General features: G+C 69.8%; 19 protein-coding genes. 7 read left to right on the top strand and 12 right to left on the bottom strand.

The window, feature by feature from the left end:
• The coding region (locus U5K29_16320) for a transglycosylase SLT domain-containing protein (GenBank protein ID MDZ7680107.1) at positions 1 to 826 on the top strand (826 nt) is incomplete at its 5' end.
• A 38-nt stretch (positions 827 to 864) separates the two neighbouring features.
• On the opposite strand, the gene U5K29_16315 is transcribed toward U5K29_16320, so the two are convergent.
• Positions 865 to 2,967 (bottom strand): RecQ family ATP-dependent DNA helicase, encoded by a 2,103-nt coding sequence (locus U5K29_16315; GenBank protein ID MDZ7680106.1) that lies wholly within the window; start codon positions 2,965 to 2,967, stop codon positions 865 to 867.
• A gap of 44 nt (positions 2,968 to 3,011) precedes the next feature.
• Positions 3,012 to 3,716 (bottom strand): alternative oxidase, encoded by a 705-nt coding sequence (locus U5K29_16310; GenBank protein MDZ7680105.1) that lies wholly within the window; start codon positions 3,714 to 3,716, stop codon positions 3,012 to 3,014.
• Positions 3,717 to 3,871: 155 nt separating this feature from the next.
• On the opposite strand from U5K29_16310, the gene U5K29_16305 reads away from it, so the two are divergent.
• The 3 genes from U5K29_16305 (at position 3,872) to U5K29_16295 (ending at position 7,745) form a co-directional block, all read left to right on the top strand.
• Positions 3,872 to 5,482, top strand: coding sequence for a diguanylate cyclase (locus U5K29_16305; protein ID MDZ7680104.1), 1,611 nt, complete (start codon positions 3,872 to 3,874; stop codon positions 5,480 to 5,482).
• Positions 5,483 to 5,508: 26 nt separating this feature from the next.
• On the top strand, positions 5,509 to 6,033 hold the full coding sequence (locus U5K29_16300) for an NUDIX hydrolase (GenBank protein MDZ7680103.1): 525 nt from the start codon (positions 5,509 to 5,511) through the stop codon (positions 6,031 to 6,033).
• A 68-nt stretch (positions 6,034 to 6,101) separates the two neighbouring features.
• Positions 6,102 to 7,745, top strand: a complete 1,644-nt coding sequence (locus tag U5K29_16295) for a cation:proton antiporter family protein (protein ID MDZ7680102.1) — start codon at positions 6,102 to 6,104, stop codon at positions 7,743 to 7,745.
• Positions 7,746 to 7,820: 75 nt separating this feature from the next.
• On the opposite strand, the gene U5K29_16290 is transcribed toward U5K29_16295, so the two are convergent.
• The 7 genes from U5K29_16290 to glgX form a co-directional block, all read right to left on the bottom strand.
• Positions 7,821 to 7,961 carry a hypothetical protein gene (locus U5K29_16290; GenBank protein MDZ7680101.1) on the bottom strand — a complete coding sequence of 47 codons (141 nt, stop codon included), beginning with the start codon at positions 7,959 to 7,961 and terminating at the stop codon, positions 7,821 to 7,823.
• Positions 7,962 to 8,010: 49 nt separating this feature from the next.
• The gene (locus U5K29_16285) at positions 8,011 to 8,430 is read right to left on the bottom strand and encodes a hypothetical protein (GenBank protein ID MDZ7680100.1); all 420 of its coding nucleotides are present in this window, start codon (positions 8,428 to 8,430) and stop codon (positions 8,011 to 8,013) included.
• Positions 8,431 to 8,610: 180 nt separating this feature from the next.
• A complete protein-coding gene (locus U5K29_16280; protein ID MDZ7680099.1) occupies positions 8,611 to 8,940 on the bottom strand; it encodes a hypothetical protein in 330 nt (109 codons plus the stop codon).
• 94 nt (positions 8,941 to 9,034) lie between these two features.
• Positions 9,035 to 9,856, bottom strand: a complete 822-nt coding sequence (locus tag U5K29_16275; GenBank protein MDZ7680098.1) for an enoyl-CoA hydratase/isomerase family protein — start codon at positions 9,854 to 9,856, stop codon at positions 9,035 to 9,037.
• Positions 9,857 to 9,883: 27 nt separating this feature from the next.
• Positions 9,884 to 11,641 carry a malto-oligosyltrehalose trehalohydrolase gene (treZ, locus tag U5K29_16270; GenBank protein MDZ7680097.1) on the bottom strand — a complete coding sequence of 586 codons (1,758 nt, stop codon included), beginning with the start codon at positions 11,639 to 11,641 and terminating at the stop codon, positions 9,884 to 9,886.
• On the bottom strand, positions 11,638 to 14,343 hold the full coding sequence (gene treY / locus U5K29_16265) for a malto-oligosyltrehalose synthase (GenBank protein MDZ7680096.1): 2,706 nt from the start codon (positions 14,341 to 14,343) through the stop codon (positions 11,638 to 11,640). The genes treZ and treY overlap by 4 nt, the downstream gene beginning before the upstream one ends.
• Positions 14,330 to 16,465, bottom strand: coding sequence for a glycogen debranching protein GlgX (gene glgX, locus U5K29_16260; GenBank protein ID MDZ7680095.1), 2,136 nt, complete (start codon positions 16,463 to 16,465; stop codon positions 14,330 to 14,332). The genes treY and glgX overlap by 14 nt, the downstream gene beginning before the upstream one ends.
• A gap of 71 nt (positions 16,466 to 16,536) precedes the next feature.
• Between glgX and U5K29_16255 the strand changes: the two genes are divergently transcribed.
• Genes U5K29_16255 through U5K29_16245 form a run of 3 tightly spaced genes read left to right on the top strand, consistent with a single transcriptional unit; the run spans position 16,537 to position 19,945 of the window.
• Positions 16,537 to 17,886 (top strand): potassium transporter TrkG, encoded by a 1,350-nt coding sequence (locus tag U5K29_16255; protein MDZ7680094.1) that lies wholly within the window; start codon positions 16,537 to 16,539, stop codon positions 17,884 to 17,886.
• A 3-nt stretch (positions 17,887 to 17,889) separates the two neighbouring features.
• The gene (locus U5K29_16250; GenBank protein MDZ7680093.1) at positions 17,890 to 19,236 is read left to right on the top strand and encodes a potassium transporter TrkG; all 1,347 of its coding nucleotides are present in this window, start codon (positions 17,890 to 17,892) and stop codon (positions 19,234 to 19,236) included.
• A complete protein-coding gene (locus U5K29_16245) occupies positions 19,229 to 19,945 on the top strand; it encodes a TrkA family potassium uptake protein (GenBank protein ID MDZ7680092.1) in 717 nt (238 codons plus the stop codon). The genes U5K29_16250 and U5K29_16245 overlap by 8 nt, the downstream gene beginning before the upstream one ends.
• Here the strand turns inward: U5K29_16245 and U5K29_16240 are convergent.
• The 3 genes from U5K29_16240 to glgP form a co-directional block, all read right to left on the bottom strand.
• Positions 19,852 to 20,511: a class I SAM-dependent methyltransferase gene (locus tag U5K29_16240; GenBank protein ID MDZ7680091.1), complete on the bottom strand. Its 660-nt coding sequence runs from the start codon at positions 20,509 to 20,511 to the stop codon at positions 19,852 to 19,854. The genes U5K29_16245 and U5K29_16240 overlap by 94 nt on opposite strands.
• A gap of 133 nt (positions 20,512 to 20,644) precedes the next feature.
• Positions 20,645 to 21,745 carry a chorismate synthase gene (aroC, locus tag U5K29_16235; GenBank protein MDZ7680090.1) on the bottom strand — a complete coding sequence of 367 codons (1,101 nt, stop codon included), beginning with the start codon at positions 21,743 to 21,745 and terminating at the stop codon, positions 20,645 to 20,647.
• A 28-nt stretch (positions 21,746 to 21,773) separates the two neighbouring features.
• Entirely contained in the window at positions 21,774 to 23,840 is a 2,067-nt protein-coding gene (glgP, locus tag U5K29_16230; protein MDZ7680089.1) for an alpha-glucan family phosphorylase, read from the bottom strand.
• Positions 23,841 to 24,001 lie beyond the last annotated feature (161 nt).

Genomic DNA, 24,001 nt, shown 5'->3' with positions numbered 1-24,001 from the left:
GCCGAAGGGTCGAATGCGCACCGCCGTGCTCTCGATCGCCCTGCTCAGCACGATCGCCGTCGGAGTGGCCTGGACCGGGGACCGGACCAACACCAGGGACCGACCCAGCCCGGTGAGCTCGAACGACGACAACGACATCGAGCTCACCGCTCCTGCTGCACCACCCGGCGCAGCGGCCCACCACGACACCGAGCTACAGACCCACCACCCTTCGACCCCGACCGAAACCACCACGGTCAGCCGCTACCAGGTGAGGACCGGCGACACCATGACCGGCATCGCCGCGCTGCACGCCGTCGACATCGACCGGCTGGTCGACCACAACGGCCTGCTGCGGACTTCCCTGCTCCTGCCCGGAGACCGCATCGACATCCCGGCCGGGGTCGCCACGCCCGATCGAACGCCCATTCCGACCCAGTCCGCCGACCCCGAGATCCGTTCGTCGATCGACCGATGGTCCGGTGTCCATGGGGTGTCACCCGACCTGTTGGCCGCCGTGCTCTGGACCGAATCACGGTGGCAGCCCGCAGCCACCAGCTCCGCAGGCGCGGTCGGTGTCGGCCAGCTCCTGCCGTCGACGGCGCGTTGGGTCGCCCAGGACCTGATCGGCGAACCGCTCGACCCGCACGTGCTCGATGACAACGTCCGGATCACCTCACGACTGCTCGCCTGGCTGATCGCCGATGCCGACGGCGACGAGGCAGCGGCCCTGGCCGCCTACTACCAGGGCATCACCTCGGTGACCCGGGCCGGGTGGCACGGCGACACCGAGACCTACGTCGCTCAGGTGTTCGAGGCGAGGTGGGCGTTCCACCACAGCCCGTGACCGCTCCGACCGTCGGCCACCATGCCCTGCACGGGAACCTACGGGCGGCGCCAGAGCACGAAGGGCAGCAACAGACCCGAACCGGCGGCGCGGAGGCCGTCGGCCACCACCGTCATGGTCCACCCCGAGCGCAGCTGATCGTCGACGACCAGGCCGGGATCGACCGGGAGGTCGCCACCGTCGGACCGCCCGAACTCGAAGGCGTCGCACACGTTGGCCGCCTGGGTCACCGAGTTGTCCATGCGGGCCTGGGGCGGCGCGTCGGGACGCACCCGATGCACCGCCTCGACCAGATCCATCCTGCCGACCTCGGACAGCCGCCGGGCCAGGCCCTCGACCAGCAGCGGACGAGTGCGTGACGGCACCCAGGTGACCCAGGTGGGCCGGCGCCCCCACGGCCACGCCTTGAGGCAGGCGGCAACGCCCCGCAACAGGTCGTCGTCGGGTGGCGCATCGGGCCCGGCGAACAGTGGGGCCAACACCTCGGACCAGCCGGGGTCGTTGCCGAAGGCCAGCGCCCGACCCTCCTCGGGTCGGCGATCGGCCTTGATGTTGCCGCTGCGCTCCTCGAGCCCCCGGGGCCACTGCTTGCGAGGCTCGAGCACCACCACCGCCGACCGCAACGCCTGACGGGCTCGGGCCACCGCCGCCTCGTCGACTCCCGCATCGGCGGCGACCCCGGTGCAGTTGTCGCACCGACCGCAGTCGGCGGCACCGGGATCGTCGAGCTGCTCGCGCAGGAACCGCAGGCGGCACCCGTCGGTGCGCTGGTAGGCGACCATGGCGTCCTGCTCGGCCCGGCGGGCGGCGGCCAGCGCCTCGTAGCGCTCGGTGTCATAGGTCCACGGCCGGCCGGTCCGAAACCAGGCCGACCCGTCGCGATCGACCGCACCCTCGACGTCGAGCACCTTCAACAGCGCTTCGAGTCGCCCGCGCCGCAGGTTGACCAGCGACTCGAGGTCGGGGATCGAGCACGGACCGTGGGCCTCGAGCACCCGGAGCACCTCGGTGACCGTGTCCTCGGGCGGCATGGAGGTGGCGTCGAAGTAGGCCCAGATGTCGCGCTCGGCGGTGGTTGGCACCAGCACGACCTCGGCGTCGACGGTGCCCCGGCCCACCCGACCCACCTGCTGGTAGTAGGAGATGGGCGACGACGGCGACCCGAGGTGCACCACATGGGCCAGGTGCGGGTTGTCGTAGCCCATGCCGAGCGCCGAGGTGGCGACCACACAGGCCAGCGACCCGTCGTCGAGCGCGGCCTCGATCCGTTGACGCTCGGGGGCGGGGGTGGCACCGGTGTAGCTGGTGGCGTCCACCCCGAGACCCGCCAGGTGCTCGGCGACCCGCTCGGCCTCGGACACGGTGAGGCAGTAGACGATGCCCGGCCCGGGCCGGTCGAGCACCCACCGGCCCAGCCAGGCCAACTGCTCGGCGGCGGACCCCAGCGCCACCACGCCCAGGTGCAACGACGGCCGGTCGAGCGAGCCGCGGAAGGTGCGGGTGTGCTCGCCGATCTGGTCGGCGACGTCGGCCTCGACCCGCTGGTTGGCGGTGGCGGTGGCCGCCAGCACCGGCACGCCGTCGCGCAGCCCGGCCAGCACGTCGGCGATGCGGCGGTAGTCGGGCCGGAAGTCGTGGCCCCAGTCGGAGATGCAGTGGGCCTCGTCGATGACCAGCAGCCCCACCCGCTGCGACAGCTCGCCCAGCACCTCGGAACGGAACCGGGGGTTGTTGAGCCGCTCGGGTGAGATGAGCAACACGTCGACCTCGTCGGCCGCGACCTGGGCCTCGATGGCCCGCCAGTCGTCGACGTTGGCCGAGTTGATGGTGACCGCCCGGATCCCGGCCCGCTCGGCCGCCGCCACCTGGTTGCGCATGAGCGCCAGCAGCGGAGACACCACCAGCGTCGGCCCCGCTCCGCCTCGGCGCAAGAGCATGGTGGCGATCCAGTACACCGCCGACTTGCCCCACCCGGTGGCCTGCACCAGCAGCACTCGGTCGCGCCGGGTGACCAGCGCATCGACGGCCGCCAACTGGTCGTCGCGAAGCTCGGCACCCGGCCCGGCGAGGAGCTCGAGCGATGCCGCGGCATCGGCGGCGAGCAACTCGGGTGGTGGGGCGAGGTCGTGGTCGGCGGGCATGGCGGTCATGCTCCCACGCGCATGTGACAGCGGACCGGGGCGGCTCAGCCGAAGCGGGGGTTGGCGATGTTGTGCTCGCTCTCGAGGCGGTGGAGCCGCTCGTCGTAGCCGATCTGGCGGAACAGGTCGGCGAGGCTGTCGAAGGCGCCGAAGTCGGCGGCGAACTCACCCTCGTAGGGCGTGTCCTCCCACTCGGGGCGCTCCTGCACGAGCAGGGCGTACTCGTGCTCGGCGTGGTCCTCGAAGTCGGCGTTCAACCGGTAGCTCCACGTCGGTCGCAGCGCGTACATGAACCACGACAGCTGGTAGTAGCCGAAGGCCAGGATCTGGGGGACGACCCGGCTGCGCACGAAGCCGCGGCGCTCGTCCCCGGTCAGCTCCTCGAGGATCAGCAGGTGCCACTGTTCGTTGTCCTGCTCCCAACGGGCGGTGCGCACCCGGTCGAACACCCGACGGGCGAACCCGCGTTGGCGAGCGGTGTGGGTGACCGCAACATAGGCCACGTTCTCCCACGCCTGATAGGGCACCCGGGCGACCAGTTCGAGCACCCGGAACTTCTCGAGCGTGCGCCCGCTGCCGTAGAGGGCGTCCATGATCGCGAACAGCACCTTGGCGCTGATCGAGTAGCGCCGCTTGGGTGAGGCCAAGGTGACCTGCTGCTCGGCGACGAGCCGGTCGTGGTCGAGCCGCTCGATGGGGCCGAACGGTGGGCGCTCGCCGATCGCCTCGGTGATGGGACCTGTCTCCACGGGACACCTCCTGGGGTTGGGGTCCCCCTCGGTGGAACAGTATCGCCGCCGGTGCACACCACCACGTACACCACGATGTGGATTTTCTCATCCTCGTTCCTTTGGTGCGGCCCCCGACCGGCCGATGGATGACTGTGACACGACTGGAGACCGAGGTGGGTGAGACATCCGGAACCGAGGAGGACTGGGCACTCCAGATCCTGGGGCGCTTGGCGGACGTGGTCTTCGTGTTGAGCCTCGACGGAGGTGTGGAGTGGCGGCGCGAGCTCGGTCGGGACGTGATCGGAACCCCCGATCACCTGGTCGAGGGGGGCCGGATGCTCGATCGGATCCACCCCGATGACATGGGCATCGCGCTCGCCGCCTTCGATGACCTCGCCGCCGGACGCAGCCAACAGACCGAGATCGAGGTGCGAATCCGCTATGCCGACCGCGACGAGTGGATGCTCGGACGGGTGCGCGGCATCCGCCTCTCGGACTCCCGGATCGCCGGCCTGACCCGGATCATCGACACGGCAGTCGATGTCGACCTCACCTCGCCGAACGCGCCGGGGTTCTCCATCGCCGATGTCACACCGATCGGCATCGCCGTTCTCAGCCGCGGCGATCTGGTCGCCTACACCAACGAGTCGTTCCGCGAGACGACCAAGCTCGAGATCGGGTTCCTACCCGAGGGCGACGAGACCGCCGGCGCGATCGCTGCCGCCGCGGCCGGCGCTCGCGAGCACGGCAAGGAGCGCCTCGAGATCTCCGACCGTGGGCATGACCTGGTGATCGGCGCCCATCGCATCGGATCCGAGGGACGCGAAGAAGTTCTCGTCACCGTCCAGGACGTCACCGAGCTGACCGCCCTGCGCGCCGCTCAGCGGACCGCCGACCGACTGTTCTCGACCGCGTTCGAGCATGCTCCGACCGGCATGGCGCTGGTCGGTCTCGACAACCGGTTCCTGCGGGTCAACCCGGCCTTCGCCGAGATCACCGGCTACTCGGTCGAGGAGCTGCTCGAGGTGGAGTTCGAAGCCATCACCCACCCCGACGACCTCGGCGACGACCTCGCCCTGGTTCGCCAGATCATCGGCGGCGAGGTCCGCTCGTACCGGCTCGAGAAGCGCTACCTGCACAAGGAGGGCCACCCGGTGTGGGCCGAGCTGCGGGTGGCCGGGGCCTACGACGACGCGGGAACCCTCACCAACTTCATCTCCCAGATCACCGACATCACCTCCCGCAAGCTGATCGAGGAGCAGCAACGCCTCAACACCGCCGTGCTGCTGCACCGCAGCACCCACGATCCCCTCACCGACCTGCCCAACCGGGCGCTGCTCGACGAGCACCTGCGCCTGCTCATCGCCAGGGTGCGCCGCGAGGCCGACACCGGCGCGATCCTCTACTGCGACCTCGACGACTTCAAGGCCATCAACGACGCCCACGGCCACCTCGTCGGCGACCGGGTCCTGATCGAGGTCGCGAGCCGCCTCCGGCACCTGGTCCGCGAGACCGATCTGGTGGCACGGGTCGGTGGCGACGAGTTCGTCATCGCCCTGGCCAGCGCCGAACACCGCGAGGGTGTCGCCGAGGTGGCCGAGCGGATCCACACCGCCATCTCCGAACCGATCCGGGACCCCGAGATCGGCCCGGTCGAGGTGGGCTCCTCCATTGGAGTCGTCCTCATCGAAGCGACCGACGACCCGATGGCCGCGCTCCACCGGGCCGACAGCGCCGCCTATGAGGCGAAGCGGGCAGGGGGCGGGATCCGGCACGCCGGCTGAGCGGCGATCGTCTACCGTCAGGACGGATGAGCGACGCCTCCGATCCATGGCTGGGCGAGGACTCCAGTGAGTGGGATCTGCCCCTCTACGGAGTGGCCACGCTCGTGTACGCCGAGCACGACGGGCAGATCCTGTTGCTCGAGCGCTCCAGCGGCGTGGCGTCGGGCCAGTGGTACCTGCCGGGCGGGGTCGTCGACCGCGGCGAGACTCCCATCGAGGGTGCGGTCCGCGAGCTGTTCGAGGAGACGGGCCTGTCGCCCACCACCGGGCTGTTCCTGGTCGGTGCCTACCCGGTGTTCGAGTACGGGCGCGACTTCCTCCACCTCTCCTACCGCTGCGGGGTCGACGCCCGTGAGGCCACGATCAGCGACGAGCACCACGGGGCACGATGGGTCGACCCCCAAGACATGCGGGCGGGTCTCACCGACGAGGTGATCGACGCCCTCGCCTCGGGCAACGAGGTGATCGGCGATCTGGTGCGGGGGGTGCGCGACGACCTCGACCGCTATCTCGTCCTCCGGCACCTCCCCCTGCCGCCGATCCCGTCCTGAATTCCGTCGTCCCGCCCGAGCGGCCGTAGGATCTGCGGGCACGACCACCTGACCGGGGGCCAGTTCGAGTGTTCGAGAGCGACTTCGCGCAGATCGCAGCAGCGATGCTGTTCTCCGCCGGCATCGGCGGCGTCGCGCTGTTGCTCCGCCAGCCGCTCATCGTCGCCTACCTCGCGGCCGGGGTGCTGGTCGGGCCGACCGCGCTGGGGTGGGTGACCGCCGAGGACCAGATCAACCTCCTGGCCCACGTCGGGGTCTCGATCCTGTTGTTCCTCGTCGGGCTCAAGCTCGACGTCCGCCTCATCCGCACCATGGGTCCCGTCGCGCTCGCCACCGGACTCGGCCAGGTGACCTTCACCTCGGTGATCGGCTTCCTCATCGCGCTCGCCCTCGGGTTCGGCGCCACCGAGGCCATCTACATCGCGGTCGCGCTCACCTTCTCCAGCACGATCATCATCATCAAGCTCCTCTCCGACAAGCGCGAACTGGAGGAGCTGCACGGACGCATCGCCGTCGGGTTCCTCATCGTGCAGGACCTGGTGGTCATCATCGTGATGATCACCCTCACCGCAGTCGGGACCACCGGCGACGATCGGGTCGCCATGGAGATCCTGGAGGTGCTGGCGAAGGGGGTCGGCTTCCTGCTCGCCATCATCGTGCTCATGCGCTGGGTCATGCCGGTGGTCCTCGACCGGATCGCGGTGTCCCAGGAGCTGATGGTGCTGTTCGCGGTCGGATGGGCGATCGCCGCCGCCGCCACCTCCGACGCCCTCGGCCTCAGCAGCGAGGTCGGAGCCTTCCTCGCCGGGGTGACCCTCGCCTCCACCGCCTACCGCGAGACGATCGGCGCCCGCCTCATCACCTTGCGCGACGTGCTGCTGCTGTTCTTCTTCATCCAGGTGGGCAGCGCGCTCGAGTTCTCCGACATCGGCGACAACATCGCTCCCGCCGTCGTGTTCTCGGTGTTCGTGCTCATCGGCAACCCCATGATCGTGATGATGATCATGGGCGCGATGGGTTACCGGAAGCGCACCGGGTTCCAGGCCGGGCTCACCGTCGCCCAGATCAGCGAGTTCTCGCTCATCCTGGCCGCCCTGGGCTTCAGCCTCGGCCACATCGACAGTGGGATCGTGGGGCTCATCACCATCGTCGGCCTCGTCACCATCGGTCTGTCCACCTACCTCATCTTGTACTCGCGCCAGATCTTCGACCGCATCGGCCACCTGCTGTCGATCTTCGAACGGGCCCACCCCAGCCACGGCGAGGGCATGGACGAACAGGTTCAGGCGATCGACGTGGTGCTGTTCGGAGTCGGCCGCTTCGGCGGGTCGATCCTCGAACAGCTCGTCGCCTCCGGCAGGGAGGTCCTGGCGGTCGACATCGACCCCGAGGTGCTCCACCGCCTGCGTGGCCGGGGCATCCCCGCCACCTTCGGCGATCTGGAGGAGCCAGAGCTGCTGGCCTCGCTCCCCCTCGGCCGTGCCAGGGGAGTCATCAGCACCATCCCCCACCTCGCGGCCAACCTGTTGCTGATCGAGACCCTGCGTCGCCTCGGCTACACCGGGACCATCGCGGTGACGGTCCACCACGATCGCGACGACGAGGCGCTGTCGGCCGTCCCCGGGGTCACGGTCCTGCGGCCCTTCTCGACCGCGGCCTCCCAGCTGGTCGACGGCCTGGTCGAGTCGGACTCTCCGGAGTCTCCGCTCTGAACGCGAACCGGGCCGCTCGGGGCGTGAACCCCGGGCGGCCCGGTTCGTGCGGTCAGGCCCTGGTCGAGGTCGGGCTCAGCGGTTGGGTCCGGCGCCGGCGGGCGGACCGGCATCGGCGGGCGGACCGGGGACGTGATCGGGCGGACCAGCGGTCTCGACCTCGTCATCCTCGTCGTCGCCCTCGGTGTCGACCGGGTCCTCCAGGCCGGGCGGCACCTCGCAGTCCTCGAGGCCACGGGCGACCGAGCTGACATGGGCGCCGTGGTTACCGCAGCTCGTCGTCGTAGCTGTGGTCCTGGGCCGCCGCGCTCACCACGGAACCGTGGGAGTCCTCGGGCGGACCCTCGTCGCCCTCTTCCTCGGCGACCTCTTCCCCTTTCTCGGCGACCTCTTCCTCGTCCTCGACAGCCTCGTCGACCGGCTCACAGTCCTCGAGTCCCTCAGCGACCGAGCTGACATAGGCGCCGTGGTCACCGCACTCGTCGTCGTCCTCGCGGTGATCCTGGGCCGCCGCGCTCACCACGGAACCGTGGGTCTCATCGGCGAGGACCTCGACGACGTCGCTGGGCTCCGAGTCGTCGCTGGGGATGGTGCTCTCCGCGGCGACGGCGATGCCGGCACCGAAGACCAGCACCGCGGCCAGCACGGTGAACGCCCGGATGAGATGGTTGCGCGTAGACCTCACTCCACTCCCCTTTTCGTTCGTGTACCCGAGTGATCGTGGTGACCAAGTGTGGGGATACGGTCACCGACAGTGATTCTTGGGCCGAACGACCTACGCCTCCATCCACCACCGGACGCGACGAAGGCCACGCCGGGGCGACCGTGTACCTGCCGGCCGAGCGTGGCCCTCCTCAGCGGGAGATCAACCCCGCAGGGCCTCCAGGGCACCCGCCACCTGGACATCGTTGGCCAGGAACGAGTGGAACTCGAGGAGATCGTCGTGGGTGAAGGTCGGTGCCGTGGGATCGGGCGTCGGCTCGTCGGGGCGGGCCACCATCGAGTAGTGGACCCCGGCGGAGACCAACAGATCGATCGTGTGGCTGGGGCAGTCCTTGACCACCACCGAATCACACAGCGGGCAACGGAACGAGTATGTGCCATCCCCCGACTCCTGGCTGATCATGACCGACACGTCGGTCGTGGTCAGCTCGACATCACCGCAGGTTGCACATGTCGCTCGGATCGTGGTCATGGCTCGTACCTTTCCGGTCTCTCTGCTCTAGAGATCGGGTGCGGCGATGCCCTGCTTGAGAGCTCGGAGCACAATGATCCGAGCGGCCCAGGACCTATGACCTATCCTGCTCACCGACCGTGGGAAAGGCCGGGGAGCGCCGCTCACGCAGCGCGGTCAAGCCCTCGCGCGCGTCGGCCGAGGCGAAGCCGAGGAACTCGTGGGCGAGCGACGCCTCGAACGCGGGGATGGCCTGGCGCAGCCAGAGGTTGAGACTCGTCTTGGTCGCCGCCAGCGCCGCCGGGCTCCCCGCCGCCAACCGTTCGGCGATGCCCATGGCGGTGTCGTGCACCTGGTCGTCGTCGGCCACCATCGACACCAGGCCGATGCGCTCCGCCTCCTCGCCCGACACCGGATCGCAGGTGAGCAGCAGGTGCTTGGCCTTGGCCATCCCGCACAGCAGCGGCCACACGAGCGCGGCGTGGTCGCCCGCGGCAACGCCGAGCCTGGTGTGGCCATCGACGATCCGAGCCGAGCGGGCGGCCACCGAGACGTCGGCCAGCAGCGCCACCGCCAGGCCGGCGCCGACCGCAACCCCGTCGATGGCCGACACCACCGGCTTCGAGCAGTCCACCAGGTTGAGCACCAGGTCGCGTGCCTCGCGCATGGTCCGGGCGCGGACCGCTTCGTCGGCGATGATGTCGTCGACCATGTCGAGGTCGCCGCCCGCGGAGAAGTTCCCGTCGGCCCCGCGCACCAGCACCACCCGGGTGACGGGGTCCTGGTCGATGACCGGCCACACCTCGGCCAGTGCGCGGTGCTTGGCAGCATCGACCGAGTTCATCCGGCCCGGCGTGTCGATCACGATGCGCAGCACGCCGTCGAGTGGACGGTCGAAGGCGAGCGCGTCGAAGGGTCGGTACCGGTCGAGGGTCATGGGGACGGCTCCTTGGGGACGAAACGGTCAGTGGAGTTGGTCGATGACCCCCACCGAGACGACGGCGACCGATTCGGGCGGCAGGGCCAGCCCCTCGCCATCGGTGCTGGTGGAGGCCACATCGGTGGAGGCCAGGAGCACCTTGCCGGTGGGGCAGGGCACCTTCTGGGGGTGGTCGGCGAGGTTGACCACGACCGCGACCCCCGCTCGGTCGACCCGCAACCACGACTCGTCGTCGCCGTGGGCGACCGTGCAGCTCAGCTCGCCGGACTGCAACCCGGGCTCGCACGAGCGCAGCTCGATCAGCGATCGGTACCAGTCGAGCACGGACGCGTTGCGGGGTTGACCGATCTCGGACCAGTCGAGCCGTGACCGCTCGAAGGTCTCGGCGTCCTGGGGGTCGGGCACGTCGTCGGGTTCCCAGCCGAAGGCGGCGAACTCGCTGCGACGCCCCTGTGCCACCGCCCGCCCGAGCTCGCGGTCCTGGTGGTCGGTGAAGTACTGGAACGGCGACTCGCTCCCCCACTCCTCGCCTTGGAACAACAGGGGGACGAACGGTGAGGTGAGCACCAGCGCGGCCGCGATGCGTTGACGGCCGTCGCCGACCATCGACGAGAGACGGTCGCCGACGGCGCGATTGCCGACCTGGTCGTGGTTCTGGGCGTAGGCCAACAGGTTGCGGCCATCGATGCCGTCGGGCTCACGACCGTGCCGGCGCCGCCGGTGGGGCGAGTAGTCGCCGGTGTACACCCAGCCGCGCTCGATCGCCTCGGCGAGCTGGGCCACCCCGTCGAAGTCGCGGTAGTAGCCGTCGTGCTCGCCGGTGAGCACGACGTGGAGCGCATGGTGGAAGTCGTCGCTCCACTGGGCGTGGAGGCCGTACCCACCGAGGTGGCGGGACCGGCACAGTCGGGGGTCGTTCTGGTCGCTCTCGGCGATGAGGGTCAGGGGCCGGCCCACCTCGCCGGCCAGTTCCTCCACCTCGACCGCCATCTGCTCGAGCAGGTGCACCGCGGAGGTGTCGACGATGGCGTGCACCGCGTCGAGCCGGAGACCGTCGATGTGGTGGTCGCGCAGCCACATCAGCGCGTTGTCGATGGCGAAGCGGCGCACCTCGTCGCTGTCGGCCTGGTCGTAGTTGACCGCCCGGCCCCACGGCGTGGAGTAGAAGTCGGTGAAGTAGGGGCCGAAGTGACCGAGGTAGTTCCCCTCGGGCCCGAGGTGGTTGTAGACGACGTCGAGCACCACCGCCAAGCCCCGCTGGTGACACGCGTCGACCAACCGCTTCAGGGCGTCAGGCCCGCCGTAGGCGTGGTGGGGCGCGTACAGCGACACGCCGTCGTAGCCCCAGTTGCGTCGGCCGGGGAACTCGCCGACCGGCATGAGCTCGACCGTGGTGGCGCCGAGGTCGACGACGTGGTCGAGGCGCTCGATCACTCCGTCGAAGTCGCCGCGGGGGCTGAAGGTGCCGACGTGCAGCTCGTAGATGATCCCATCGCGGGGATCGGCCCCCGGCCAGTCGTGATCGGTCCAGTCGAACGCGCCGTGATCGACCACCCGGCTGAGCCCGTGCACCCCGTGGGGCTGGAAGGCGGACCGCGGATCGGGGAACGGGCCACGGCCGTCGATGACGAAGCCGTAGTCGCCGCCGGCGTGGAGCCCGGGAACCTCGGCGCGGTACCAGCCTCGTTCGTCGGGTGTCATCTTCACCCTACGGTCGCCGTTGCCCAGCTCGACCTCGACCGATCCTCGGGCCCGAGGCGCCCACACCTGCAGTTCGGTCAACGCTGCTCCTCCCCCTCGTACAACAAGGCGACCGGAAACCGCTCCAACAGTGCCGTCACCGGCACGTCGCCGCCCTCCCACTCGGCTCCCGCGAAGGCATCGTGCCACGCACCGGCGGGCAGCTGCAGCACGGTGTCGCGCCAGCCGCCACCGGCGACGAGACCGACGGGGAGCCGCGGCACCACGGTGATCGCCCGATCTCCCCGGCGGTAGGCCACGAGGTGGGCGGCGGCCGCGCCCGCGGCGGACAACGGCTCGTACCCTCCGTCGGCGAACCAGCCGGGATGGGCGCGGCGCAGCGCGAGGGTGCGGGCGACCACCAACAGCTTGGGCAGACCGGTCGCCACCCGGCGCCAGACCTCTTCGACGGGGAGCGAATCCAGCTCGGCGAGCATCGAGCGGCGGTGTGCGAAGTCGACCGGACGGCGGTTGTCGGGGTCGACCAGGCTGAGGTCCCACAGCTCGGTGCCCTGATAGATGTCGGGGACCCCGGGAGCGGTGAGCTGCACCAGCTTCTGGGCCAGCGCGTTCGTCCAGCCCGGCACCAGCAGCGGCTCGACGAACGCGTCGAGGTCGGCCCGAAAGGCGGGGTCGTCGCACACCGCCGCCACGAACACGTCGACCGCCTCGTCGTAGCCGGCGTTCGGTTCGGTCCACGATGTGTTGCGCTTGGCTTCGCGCACGGCCTTGGCCAGGTACTCGCTCGCCCGGCTCGCCGGCAACGGGTGCGCTCCGACGAGGGTCTGGAACAGCAGGTGCTCCATGCGGGGGTCGGGCCACCCGTCGACGCCGTCGCCCACCGCCCGGTGCCGATCGACCAGGTCGCGCCACCGATGGACCGCCTCGCTCCACGCGCCCGGGATCTCCGACAGCAGGGCCAACCGGGCCCGGACGTCCTCGGAGCGCTTGGTGTCGTGGGTGGACAGGGCGAGCATCGAAGCCGGTCGGTCGGCGACCGCCTCGGCCATGGCATCGTGAAAGGACCCCGGGTCGATGGCGAAGGTGGCCGGATCGGAGCCGACCTCGTTCAGCGACCCCAGTGGGACGTGGTCGTAGAAGGCGGTGTCCTCGACACCCTTGGCCATGACCGGGCCGGTGAGCTGCTGGAACCGCAACCGCAGCTCGGTGGCCGGACCTGGGCCCGGGTCGAGCTCACCCCGCAGGATCGCCCCCAGGATCTCGAACAGCTCGGGGTCGAGGTCGGGCCGGTGGGCGAGGGCGTCGGCGATGGCCGCATCGATCACCTCCGAGTCGGGGCCGGAGAGCACGGCGTCGGGTCCGACATAGGTGCGGTAGACCGGGAACGAGGTGGCGACCTCGACCAGGGCGTCGCGCAGCTCCCGCCGGGTGAAGTCCCGCCAGCGTCGATGCTGTTGGCCCACCGCAACGAAGCGGTCGGTGACCCGGGCGACGTCGGAGGCGAGCGAGCCCTGGAGGATGACGTCCTTGGCGGCGCGGACCACCTCCGGAAACGGGGTGGAGTCGCCGGTGACCTCGTCGTAGAGCGTCCGGATGGGCTCCTCGCCACGGGGGTCGTGCAACAGCCGTGTGACCAGGTGGCAGAAGTCGTAGCCGGTCGTGCCGTCGACCGGCCAGGTTCGCGGCAGCGACTCCCCCGGCTCGAGGATCTTCTCGACGACGATCCAGGTACCGGGAGCGGCCGCCCGCAACAGCTCGAAGTACGCCTGTGGGTCGCGCAGACCGTCGGGGTGATCGATGCGCAACCCGTCGACCTCGTCCGCCGCGAGCCAGCCGAGCACCAGTCGGTGGGTGTCGGCGAACACCTCGGCGTCTTCGACCCGGAGCCCGACCAGGGTGTTGATGTCGAAGAACCGCCGGTACCCGAGCTCGTCGTCAGCGGTGCGCCAGTAGGCGAGACGGTAGTTCTGGCGATCGAGGAACCGGTCGAGCGCGTCGACGTCGGCGTTGAGCGCCCGGATCTCGTCCCGTACCGCCTCGACCACCGTCGGGTCGTCGCCGGCCAGGCGAGCGAGCTGCTGGTACAGCACCTCCTTGTCGCGGTGCCGGGTCACGACATCGGCGCCCGGATCGCGACTGAGGGAGGGAAGGCGGGCCAGCGAGCTGCCGATGAAGGCCAGATGGTCGGCCCCGGACGAGTCGCACCGCTCGGCCGCTCCCAGCAGGACCGAATCGAGCGATCGAGGGGCCGAGGGCAGCACGTGGTCGTAGTAGCTGACCACGAAGCGCCCCTCGGGGCTCCACCCCACCGTGATCTCACCCCGTTCGAGGGCCCGGCCGTAGTGGTCGCCGAGGATCGGCATCAGCACCCGGTTGCGCATCGACTCGCCCGGAGGATCCCAGTCGACGTCGAAGTGCCCGGCGAAGCGGCTCGACCGACCGTTCTCCAACACGTCCCACCACCACCGATTGCCGCGGGGACCGATCGCCATGTGGTTGGGAACGAGGTCGACGACCTGGCCGAGCCCGGCCCGGCCCAGCGCGTCGATCATTCGACGGTGTCCCGCATCGCCGCCGAGCTCGTCGTTGACCTTCGCATGGTCGATCACGTCGTAGCCGTGGGTGCTGCCCGGCGCCGCCTGCAGGTACGGGGAGGCGTACAGGTGGCTGACCCCGAGCGCTGCCAGGTACTCGACGACCGCGGCCGCGTCCTCGAACCCGAACTCGGGTCGCAACTGCACCCGGTAGGTGGCCCGTGGCGCCGCCACCTCAGGCCCCGCCACGGATGGCGTGGCGACCAGGTGTGTCGTCGACCCGACGCAGCACCAGCACCGAGCGGGCCTCGGCCCGGATGCGCTCACCCGCACGCCAGTGGCGGCGGGTGGAGGAGAAGCCCGCTTCGCTGGTGTCGAGCACGCGGACCCAGCGCTCGCCGAGCTCGGGGGGCGGCAGGGTGAAGTTCAGGCGCCCGTGGTGCCCGTTGAACACCAGGTAGAAGGTGTGGTCGACGATGCGCTCGCCACGGGGCCCAGGGGTGACGATGGCCTGGCCGTTGAGCAGCACCGCCACCGACTTGGCGTAGTCCTTCCACCAGTCCTCGTCGCTCATCTCGGTGCCGTCGGGCCGGAACCACACGATGTCGCGCTCGCCGTTCTCGGCGTCGGTTCCCAGGAACCAGCGGCGGCGGCGGAACACCGGATGGGCACGGCGCAGCGCCACCAGCCCGCGGGTGAGCTCGAGCAGCTCGTGGTCGACCGACGACCAGTCGACCCACGACAGCTCATTGTCCTGGCAGTACACGTTGTTGTTGCCGTGCTGGGTGCGGCCGAGCTCGTCACCGGACAACATCATCGGCACGCCCTGCGAGAGCAACAGGGTGGTGAGGAAGTTCCTCTGCTGGCGGGCCCGCAGCTCGAGCACCTTCGGGTCGTCGGTCGGCCCCTCGACCCCGCAGTTCCACGAACGGTTGTGGCTCTCGCCGTCGGTGTTGTCCTCGCCGTTGGCCTCGTTGTGCTTCTCGTCGTAGGAGACCAGGTCGGCCAGGGTGAACCCGTCGTGGGCGGTCACGAAGTTGATGCTGGCGTGAGGGCGTCGACCGGTGTCCTCGTAGAGGTCGGAGCTGCCGGTGAAGCGCGAGGCGAACTCGCCCAGGGTCTGGTCCTCGCCCCGCCAGTAGTCGCGGACGGTGTCGCGGTACTTGCCGTTCCACTCGGTCCACAGTGCGGGGAAGTTGCCGACCTGGTAGCCGCCCTCGCCCACGTCCCACGGTTCGGCGATCAGCTTGACCCGGCTGATGACCGGGTCCTGCTGGATGAGGTTGAAGAACGCCGACAGCTGGTTCACCGCGTGCAGCTCGCGGGCCAGTGCGGATGCCAGATCGAAGCGGAAGCCGTCGACGTGCATCTCGGTGACCCAGTACCGGAGGCTGTCCATGATCAGCTGCAGCACGTGGGGGTGACGGGTGTTGACCGTGTTGCCCGTGCCGGTGAAGTCCATGTAGTAGCGGGGCTCGTCGGGCATCAGGTGGTAGTAGGCCGGGTTGTCGATCCCGCGGAAGGACAGCATCGGCCCGAGGTGGTTGCCCTCGGCGGTGTGGTTGTAGACCACGTCGAGGATCACCTCGATGTTGGCCGCGTGCAGCGTCTTCACCATCGACTTGAACTCGGTGACCTGCTGGCCACGGTGGCCGCGCACCGCGTACTCGTTGTGGGGGGCGAAGAACCCGATCGAGTTGTATCCCCAGTAGTTCCGCAACCCCTGCTGTTGGAGCGTGTGGTCGTGGACGAACTGGTGCACCGGCATGAGCTCGATCGCAGTGACGCCCAGGTCGGTCAGGTGCTCGACGATGGCGGGAGACGCCACACCCAGAAAGGTGCCCCGCAGCTCGGGTTCGACGTCGGGATGGGTCATGGTGATGCCCTTGACGTGCGCCTCGTAGACCACGGTCTTGTGCCACGGCGTGAGCGGCTGCCGATCGTTGCCCCAGTCGAACCACGGATTGACCACCACCGACCACGGCACGAACGGCGAGCTGTCGTCGTGGTTGGCTTCACCGTCGGGATCGCCGAAGTGGTACGGGAACACCGACTCGTCCCAGTTGACGCCCCCCTCGACCGCCTTGGCGTAGGGGTCGACGAGCACCTTCGCCGGGTTGCACCGCAGGCCCGCTTCGGGGACGTAGGGGCCATGCACCCGGTACCCGTAGCGCTGACCGGGTCCGACGTCGGGCAGGTAGCCGTGCCAGCAGAACCCGGTGACCTCCGGGAGGTCGAGGCGGTGCTCGGACCCGTCGTCGAAGAGGCACAGCTCGATCCGCTCCGCCACCTCGGAGAACACCGAGAAGTTGGTGCCCGAACCGTCGTAGGTGGCTCCCAGCGGGTAAGGGGTTCCCGGCCATGTCCGCATGGCCAGACGGTACCGGCTCGCACCCCGCGATGGACCCCAATGCCCCACGTCGCGTCTGACAGGATTGCCCAGTGGCTCGCACGGGGTTCCTCGGGATCCGCATCAACCATCCGGCACAGTTGGTCGCCGCGGCGTTCATCGCCGCGATCACCCTGGGCACGATCCTGTTGCTGGCTCCGTTCGCCACCGCCGCCGGCGGGCGCCCTCCGCTGCTGACCGCGGTGTTCACCTCCACCTCGGCGGTGTGTGTCACCGGGCTGGTCACCGTCGACACCGCCACCTACTGGTCCGGGTACGGCCAGGGTGTGATCCTGTTCCTCGTCCAGCTCGGTGGGTTCGGGATCATGACCATGGCCTCCTTCGCCGCCCTGTTCATCAGCCACCGGCTGCGCCTGCGCTCGCGACTGCTGGCCCGTGTCGAGACCGGGACCCTCGACCTGGGCGATGTACGGACCATCCTCGTCGGGGTCGCCAAGTTCACCCTCCTCTTCGAGGTCGTCGCCGCCGTCGCGCTCTCGGCGCGGTTCTGGCTCACCTACGACGAAGCCCTCCCCCGCGCCCTGTGGCTGGGCATGTTCCACGCCGTGTCCGCGTTCAACAACGCCGGGTTCGCCCTGTTCTCCGACAGCCTCATCGGGTTCCTCGGCGACCCGATCATCCTGATGGTGGTCGCGGTCGCGGTGATCGCCGGCGGGCTGGGGTTCCCCGTCGTGATGGAGCTGCGACGTGAACCACTGCGCTGGCGTCGTTGGTCGCTACACACCAAGTTGACCGTGGGCATGACCGTGGTCCTCCTCGTCGGTGGCACCATCGCCGTGTCGATCCTCGAGTGGTCGAACCCGAACACCCTCGGCGCCCTGGCCTCCGGCGAGACGGCGTCTGCCGGCTTCTTCAGCGCCGTCATGCCCCGCACCGCCGGCTTCAACGCCATCGACTACGCCGAGGTGACCGAGTCGACCCATCTCATCACCATCTTGTTGATGTTCGTCGGCGGCGGCGCGGCCGGCACCGCCGGCGGGATCAAGGTCACCACCGCCGCGGTTATCGTGTTGATGGTGTGGGCCGAACTGCGGGGCGACCCCGACGTCAGCCGGTTCGGGCGCCGGGTGCCGGCGGTGGCCCAGCGCCAGGCGGTCTCGGTGGTGCTCATCGGGCTCGCCGCGCTCTTCACCGGCAACCTGTTGCTCATCGGGTTCAGCGACTTCACCGTCAGCGAGACGCTGTTCGAAGCCACCTCCGCGTTCGGCACCGTCGGACTGTCCAACGGCATCACCGGACTGTTCGCCGCTCCCGCCCAGGTGGTCCTCGTCGCGCTCATGTTCCTCGGCCGTGTCGGCCCGCTCACCCTCGGCACCGCGCTGGTGCTGCGCGAGCGCGACCGGCTCTACCGGTTCCCCGAAGAGCGACCGATCATCGGCTGACCCATGGCACGACACAGCGTCCTCGGCATCCAGTCCACCCCTGCCCGCCTGCTCGTCGCCATGTTCGTCCTCGTCCTGGTGGTGGGCACCGCGCTGCTGTCGCTGCCGATCTCGAGCGTGGACGACGGCGGGGCCCCGCTCCTGGAGACCCTGTTCACCGCCACCTCGGCGCTCACCGTCACCGGACTCGTCGTGGTCGACACTCCCACCTACTGGAGCACCTTCGGCCACGCGGTCCTCTTGGTGCTGATCCAGCTCGGTGGCCTCGGGATCATCACCCTGGGCTCGCTCGCGGGACTCGTCGTGTCGCGACGGATCGGGTTGCGGGGGCGGCGGGTGGCCCAGGTGGAGACCGGGGGCAGCCTCGACCTCGGAGACATCGGCCGGGTCATCAAGGGTGTGCTGGTGGTCGCCTTCAGCGTCGAGGCCGCGCTGTTCGTCGCCCTCACCGCCACGTTCTGGTTGCGCCACGGCGAGGCGTTGTGGTCCGCGGTCGAGCTGGGTGGGTTCCACGCGGTGTCGGCGTTCAACAACGCCGGGTTCGCCCTGTTCTCCGACAGCCTCCAGGGCTTCGTCACCGACCCGTTCATCAACGTCATCATCGCCGTCGCCGTCGTCGCCGGGGCAGTCGGGTTCCCCGTGCTCAACGACCTGCGCACCTCGCCCAAGCGGCCACGCCGGTGGAGCCTGCACACCAAGCTCACCCTCACCACCACCGGCCTGATCCTGATTGGGGGCGCGCTGGTGCTCCTCGTGTTCGAGTGGACCAACCCCGCAACCCTCGGCGGGCTCGACACCGGACACAAGGTCCTCGCCAGCGGGTTCAACTCCACGATGCGCACCGCCGGGTTCTCGACGATCGACTACGGGGCCACCAACGAGTCCACCCAGCTCGCCACGATCATCTCCATGTTCATCGGCGGCGGCAGCGTGTCCGCCGCCGGCGGGATCAAGGTCACCACCCTGGCGCTGCTGGTGCTGGCGGTGTGGGCCGAGTATCGCGGCGACGGAGACGTCACCGCCTTCGGGCGCCGCATGCCCAGCGCGCTGGTGCGCCAGGCCATCGCCGTGACCATCACGGTCGCCCTCGCCCAGCTCGCCGGCACGATGCTGCTGCTGGGCACCGGACCGTGGGAGCTGACCGAAGCACTCTTCGAAGCCACCTCGGCAGTGGGTATCGTCGGGTTGTCCACCGGCATCACGCCCGACCTCGACACCGAAGGGAAGCTCATCGTCATCATGTTGATGGTCCTCGGTCGTCTCGGTCCCCTGACCGTCGGCACCGCGCTCGTGCTCCGTGAGCGCGACCGCCTCTACCGCTACCCACAGGAGCGTCCGTTCATTGGATGAGAACTCCCCCCTACCCGCCCACACCGAGTGGCGGCCCGAGGTGCCCGTCGTCAGCGGCGACTGGGACGAGGTGCTGGTCATCGGCCTCGGCCGCTTCGGGAGCGCCCTCGGTCAGACCCTCGAGCACCTGGGCTACGAGGTCCTCGGTGTCGACACCGACCCCGGGGTGGTCCAAGAGCTGTCCAACGCCCTCACCCACGTCGTCGAGGCCGACTCCACCAACATCGCCGCGCTGCGCCAGCTCGGCGCCACCGACTTCCAGGCGGCGGTGGTCTGCATCGGTGGCGACATCGAGGCCAGCATCCTCACCACCGCCGCGCTCACCGACCTGAACATCACCAACATCTGGGCCAAGGCCATCACCGAGTCCCACGGTCGGATCCTCAAGCGCGTCGGGGCCCATGCCGTGGTCTTCCCCGAGCACGACATGGGGGTGCGCGTCGCCCACATGGTCACCGGCCGCATGATCGACTACATCGAGCTCGACGCCGGGTTCGCCCTGGTCGAGACCCTCGCCCCGGCCGAGACCTTCGGCAAGACGCTCATGGAGGCCAGCCTCCGAGCCAAGTACGAGGTCACCGTGGTGTGCATCAAGCCCGAGGGCGAGCCCTTCACCTATGCCACCCCGGACACCCTCATCCGCGACGGCGACATCTTGTTGCTCGCGGGCGAGACCAAGCACGTGGAGAAGTTCGCCAACCTCACCTGAGCCGCCGGAGAGGCGACGGCTCGGGTCAGCGCTTGCGGGCCATGGTCAGGCCGTCGCCGAGGGGGAGCATCACGACCTCGATCCGGTCGTCGACCGCCAGCGCGTCGTTGAACGCCCGGATCGCCTCGGTGTCGTCGTCGGCGGCCGACCGGCGGGTCGTCGGGCAGCGCCGCCAGGGTCTCCACGGCAGGGCCGAGCCGCAGCTCGATGCGGTCGTCGATGCCGTCGTGCCGCCAGAACTCGCGGGCCACCGAGGTGAACTCGTCGCTGACGTCGCAGCACAGGAGCCGGGCGCGCTCGGGCAGGCCACGGGCGAGGCAGATGGAGGAGTAGCCGGTGAAGGTGCCGACCTCGACCACGAAGGCGGGGCGGGTCAGCCGGACGAGCATCTCCCTGAACGCGCCCTGCACCGGATCGATCTGCATGCCGGCGACGCGACCGAACCGCTCCCTGGTGGTGTCGATGAGCTCCTGCAACAGCTCGTCGGGCGGCGTGCCGTGGTCGACCAGGTACTGCTGGAGCTCGGTGCCGATCCCGAGCTGCTTGGGAGCGGGTTCGTCAGCCATGGCCGCAACCTACCGCCGGGCCCTGCGGATCCGGCCGACCGGGATGGGTGGCAGCTCCGTTCTGGTCACCCTGACTGGTCCATGTGACACATGAAGGTGACCAGACTCGGGAGCAGGGGACGAATGGGGTGGATCAGTGGTCGAGCGGCGGGAGCACGTCGATGCTCCGCTGTCGCAGCCAGTGGTCGGCGAGCACCAGGGCGACCATCGCCTCGACCAGCGGCACCGCCCGCGGCAACACGCAGGGGTCGTGGCGACCCTTGGCCTCGAGCTCGGTGGCCTCGTTGTCGCGGGTGACGGTCTTCTGGGCGCTGGAGATGGTGGCGGTGGGCTTGAACGCCACCCGCACCACGACCTCCTCGCCGTTGGAGATGCCGCCCTGGATGCCGCCGGAGCGGTTCGTGGTGGTGCGGGGCCGACCGTCGGGGCCCGGCTCGAAGGGATCGTTGTGGGTGAGGCCGGTGAGGCGGGTGCCGGCGAACCCGCTGCCGATCTCGACTCCCTTGGCCGCGGGGAGCGACAGCATGGCCCCACCGAGGGTGGCGTCGAGCTTGTCGAACACCGGGTCGCCGAGCCCTGGGGGCACGTCGCGAGCCACGCAGGTGACGGTGCCACCGAGGGAATCTCCTGCCCGGCGGGCGGTGTCGATGGCGGTCTCGATGCGGGCCGCGGCCGCGGGATCGGGACAGCGGGTCGGGGTCGCCTCGACCTGGTCGAGGGTGACCGCCGCCGTGTCGACGTCGGCATCGATGTCGTGCACCGACGCGACCCAACCCAGGATCTCCACCCCCGCCACCTGCCGCAACAGCGTGCGGGCGATGGCGCCCGAGGCGACCCGGCCGATGGTCTCACGGGCCGAGGCCCTGCCCCCGCCCTGCCAGTTGCGGATGCCGTACTTGGCGTCGGTGGTGTAGTCGGCGTGGCTGGGCCGGTAGAGGTCGCGGAGGTGCTCGTAGGCCTCGGATCGAGCGTCGGTGTTGCGGACCAGCAGCGCGATGGGGCTGCCGGTGGTGTGCCCGTCGAAGACGCCCGAGAGGATCTCGACCCGGTCGGCCTCCTGACGCTGGGTGACCAAGCGGCTCTGTCCCGGGCGCCGGCGGTCGAGGTCGGCCTGGATCTCCTCGACGGTGATGGGCAGCCGCGGCGGGCAGCCGTCGACCACGACGCCCACCCCGCCCCCGTGCGACTCGCCGAAGGTGGTGGACCGGAAGATGTGCCCGAACGTGCTGCTCACAGGCGGCGAGCCTACCGGCAGCGGCGGGTCAGCGGTCGCTGGCCAGGCGGTACAGCAGCTCCTGGTAGTCGCGCACCATGCGAGAGGCGCCGACCTGTGGCCCGAGCGACGCCCAGGTGTGTCGGACGCGGTCGAGCCAGCGGTGCGACATCGGTTGGCCGTCGGCGAAGAACAGGGGAACGATCTCGCGCTCGAGCACGTCGTAGAGCACCTCGACCTCGGCGGCATCGCGGGTGCTGCGATCGGCGAACTCCTCGAAGCTGGGGATCGCCCACCCGTTGCCGCCGTCGTACATCTCGTCCCACCACCCGTCGAGCACCGAGAAGTTGAGCGCGCCGTTCAGCGCCGCCTTCTCGCCGGAGGTGCCGCAAGCCTCCTGGGGCCGGACCGGGTTGTTCAACCACACGTCGCTGCCGTGGTAGAGCGCACGGGCGACCCCGATGTCGTAGTCGTCGAGGAACACGAACCGGCCGCCGAAGGCGGGATCGAGCGAGGCGTCGAGCACCTGGCGCAGCAGCGCCTTGCCTGGTTCGTCGGCGGGGTGAGCCTTGCCGGCGAACACGAACTGCACCTTGCGCTCGGGATCTCCGAGGAGGCGTTCGAGCCGGGAGCGATCGGACAGCAGCAGGGTGGCCCGCTTGTAGGTGGCGAACCGTCGGGCGAACCCGATGGTGAGCGCCTCGGGGTCGAGCGCGGCGGCGGCATCACGCTGGCCCCTGTCCTCGAGTCGCTCTCGCACGTAGTCGACCAGGCGGGCCCGACCGATGTTGCGGGCCGAGCGGATCTCGTCGTCGCCGAGCGAGGACACCGCGGCCCACTGCTCGGCGGCTGCCTCCGGCCAATCGACCCCCACGACCCGGTCGAAGATCGACTGCACCTCGGGCGAGGTCCAGGTGCGGGCGTGCACCCCGTTGGTGACCGAGGTGATCGGCACCTCGCGCGCGTGGTGGTCGGGCCAGACCGGCTGGAACATGGCCCGACTGACCCCTCCGTGGAGCCTCGACACCCCGTTCGCGTGGTCGGAGACACGGAGGCAGAAGGCGGCCATGTTGAACAGGTCGGAAGCGTCGGGCGAGAAGTGGCCGAGCCCCATCAGCTCGTCGATGGGGACATCGAGCGCTTCGCACCACCCGCCCAGATAGGTCTCGATGAGCTCGCGGGGGAACCGGTCGATCCCCGCAGGGACGGGGGTGTGGGTGGTGAACACCAGGCCCTTGCGGATCGCTTCGACGGCAGTGTTCAGGTCGACGCCGGTGGAGACCATGTGGGCCCGGATGCGTTCGAGGGCCAGGAACCCGGCGTGGCCCTCGTTGAGGTGGTACACCCTCGGCGCCATGCCCATCGACCGCAGGACACGCACCCCGCCGATCCCGAGGATCATCTCTTGGCGGACCCGGTGCTCCTGATCGCCACCGTAGAGACGGTCGGTGATGTGCTTGGACCGCTCGGAGTTGCCGTCGACGTGGGTATCGAGCAGGAACAGGGGGACACGACCGACGTCGGCCCGCCACACCTGCACCGCGACGCGCTCGTCACCAACGTGGACCGTGGCCGCCGCTCCCGGGACCAGCCGGAGCCCGATCGACTCGCCGGTCAGGTCGTGGTAGCGCTCGACCTGGCCCGATCCCGCGACCAGCTCCTGGCGGAAGAAGCCCTGGCGGTAGAAGAGCCCGACGCCGACGAGGGGGAGGTCGAGATCGCTCGTGGCCTTCAGGTGATCGCCGGCGAGGACACCGAGACCACCCGAGTACTGCGGCAGGCTCTCGGCGATGCCGTACTCCGGCGAGAAGTACGCGACCTGCGGGGCCCGGTAGGGGCGGCTCGACTTCACATAGGCCATCAGGTCGGCGTGGACGTGCTCCGCGTCGGCGACGAAGGTCGGGTCGGCGACCAGATCGCTCCACTGGTCGGCGTCGAGCTCGTCGAGCAGCTGGACCGGGGCGCGATGCCCGGCCTCCCACCCATCCGTTGCGATCCGGGCGAAGAGCCGTTGGGTCGGCACGTCCCACACCCACCGGAAGTTGGTGGCCAGCTCCTCGAGCTGGTGACCGAGGCGGGCGCGGGGGTCGTCAGGAAGGGCGATGTCGGATGTCACCCGGGCGAGGGTAGCGACCCGCGACCGACCTCGATAGACCAAAGCTGGATCTGATGACTCTCTGACCTGGTGACCTTCGACTCACCACCTTCGCCCCCGCCGACCGAGTGTCACGTTCGGCAATGCTTGAGACGTTCCCAGCGTGTCCCGGAGCCGGCGGT

The sequence above is a fragment of the Acidimicrobiales bacterium genome (assembly GCA_034521975.1).
Classification (GTDB): domain Bacteria; phylum Actinomycetota; class Acidimicrobiia; order Acidimicrobiales; family SKKL01; genus SKKL01.
Note: the sequence above shows the minus strand (reverse complement) of the source record. Positions and strands in the feature narration are given on the sequence as shown.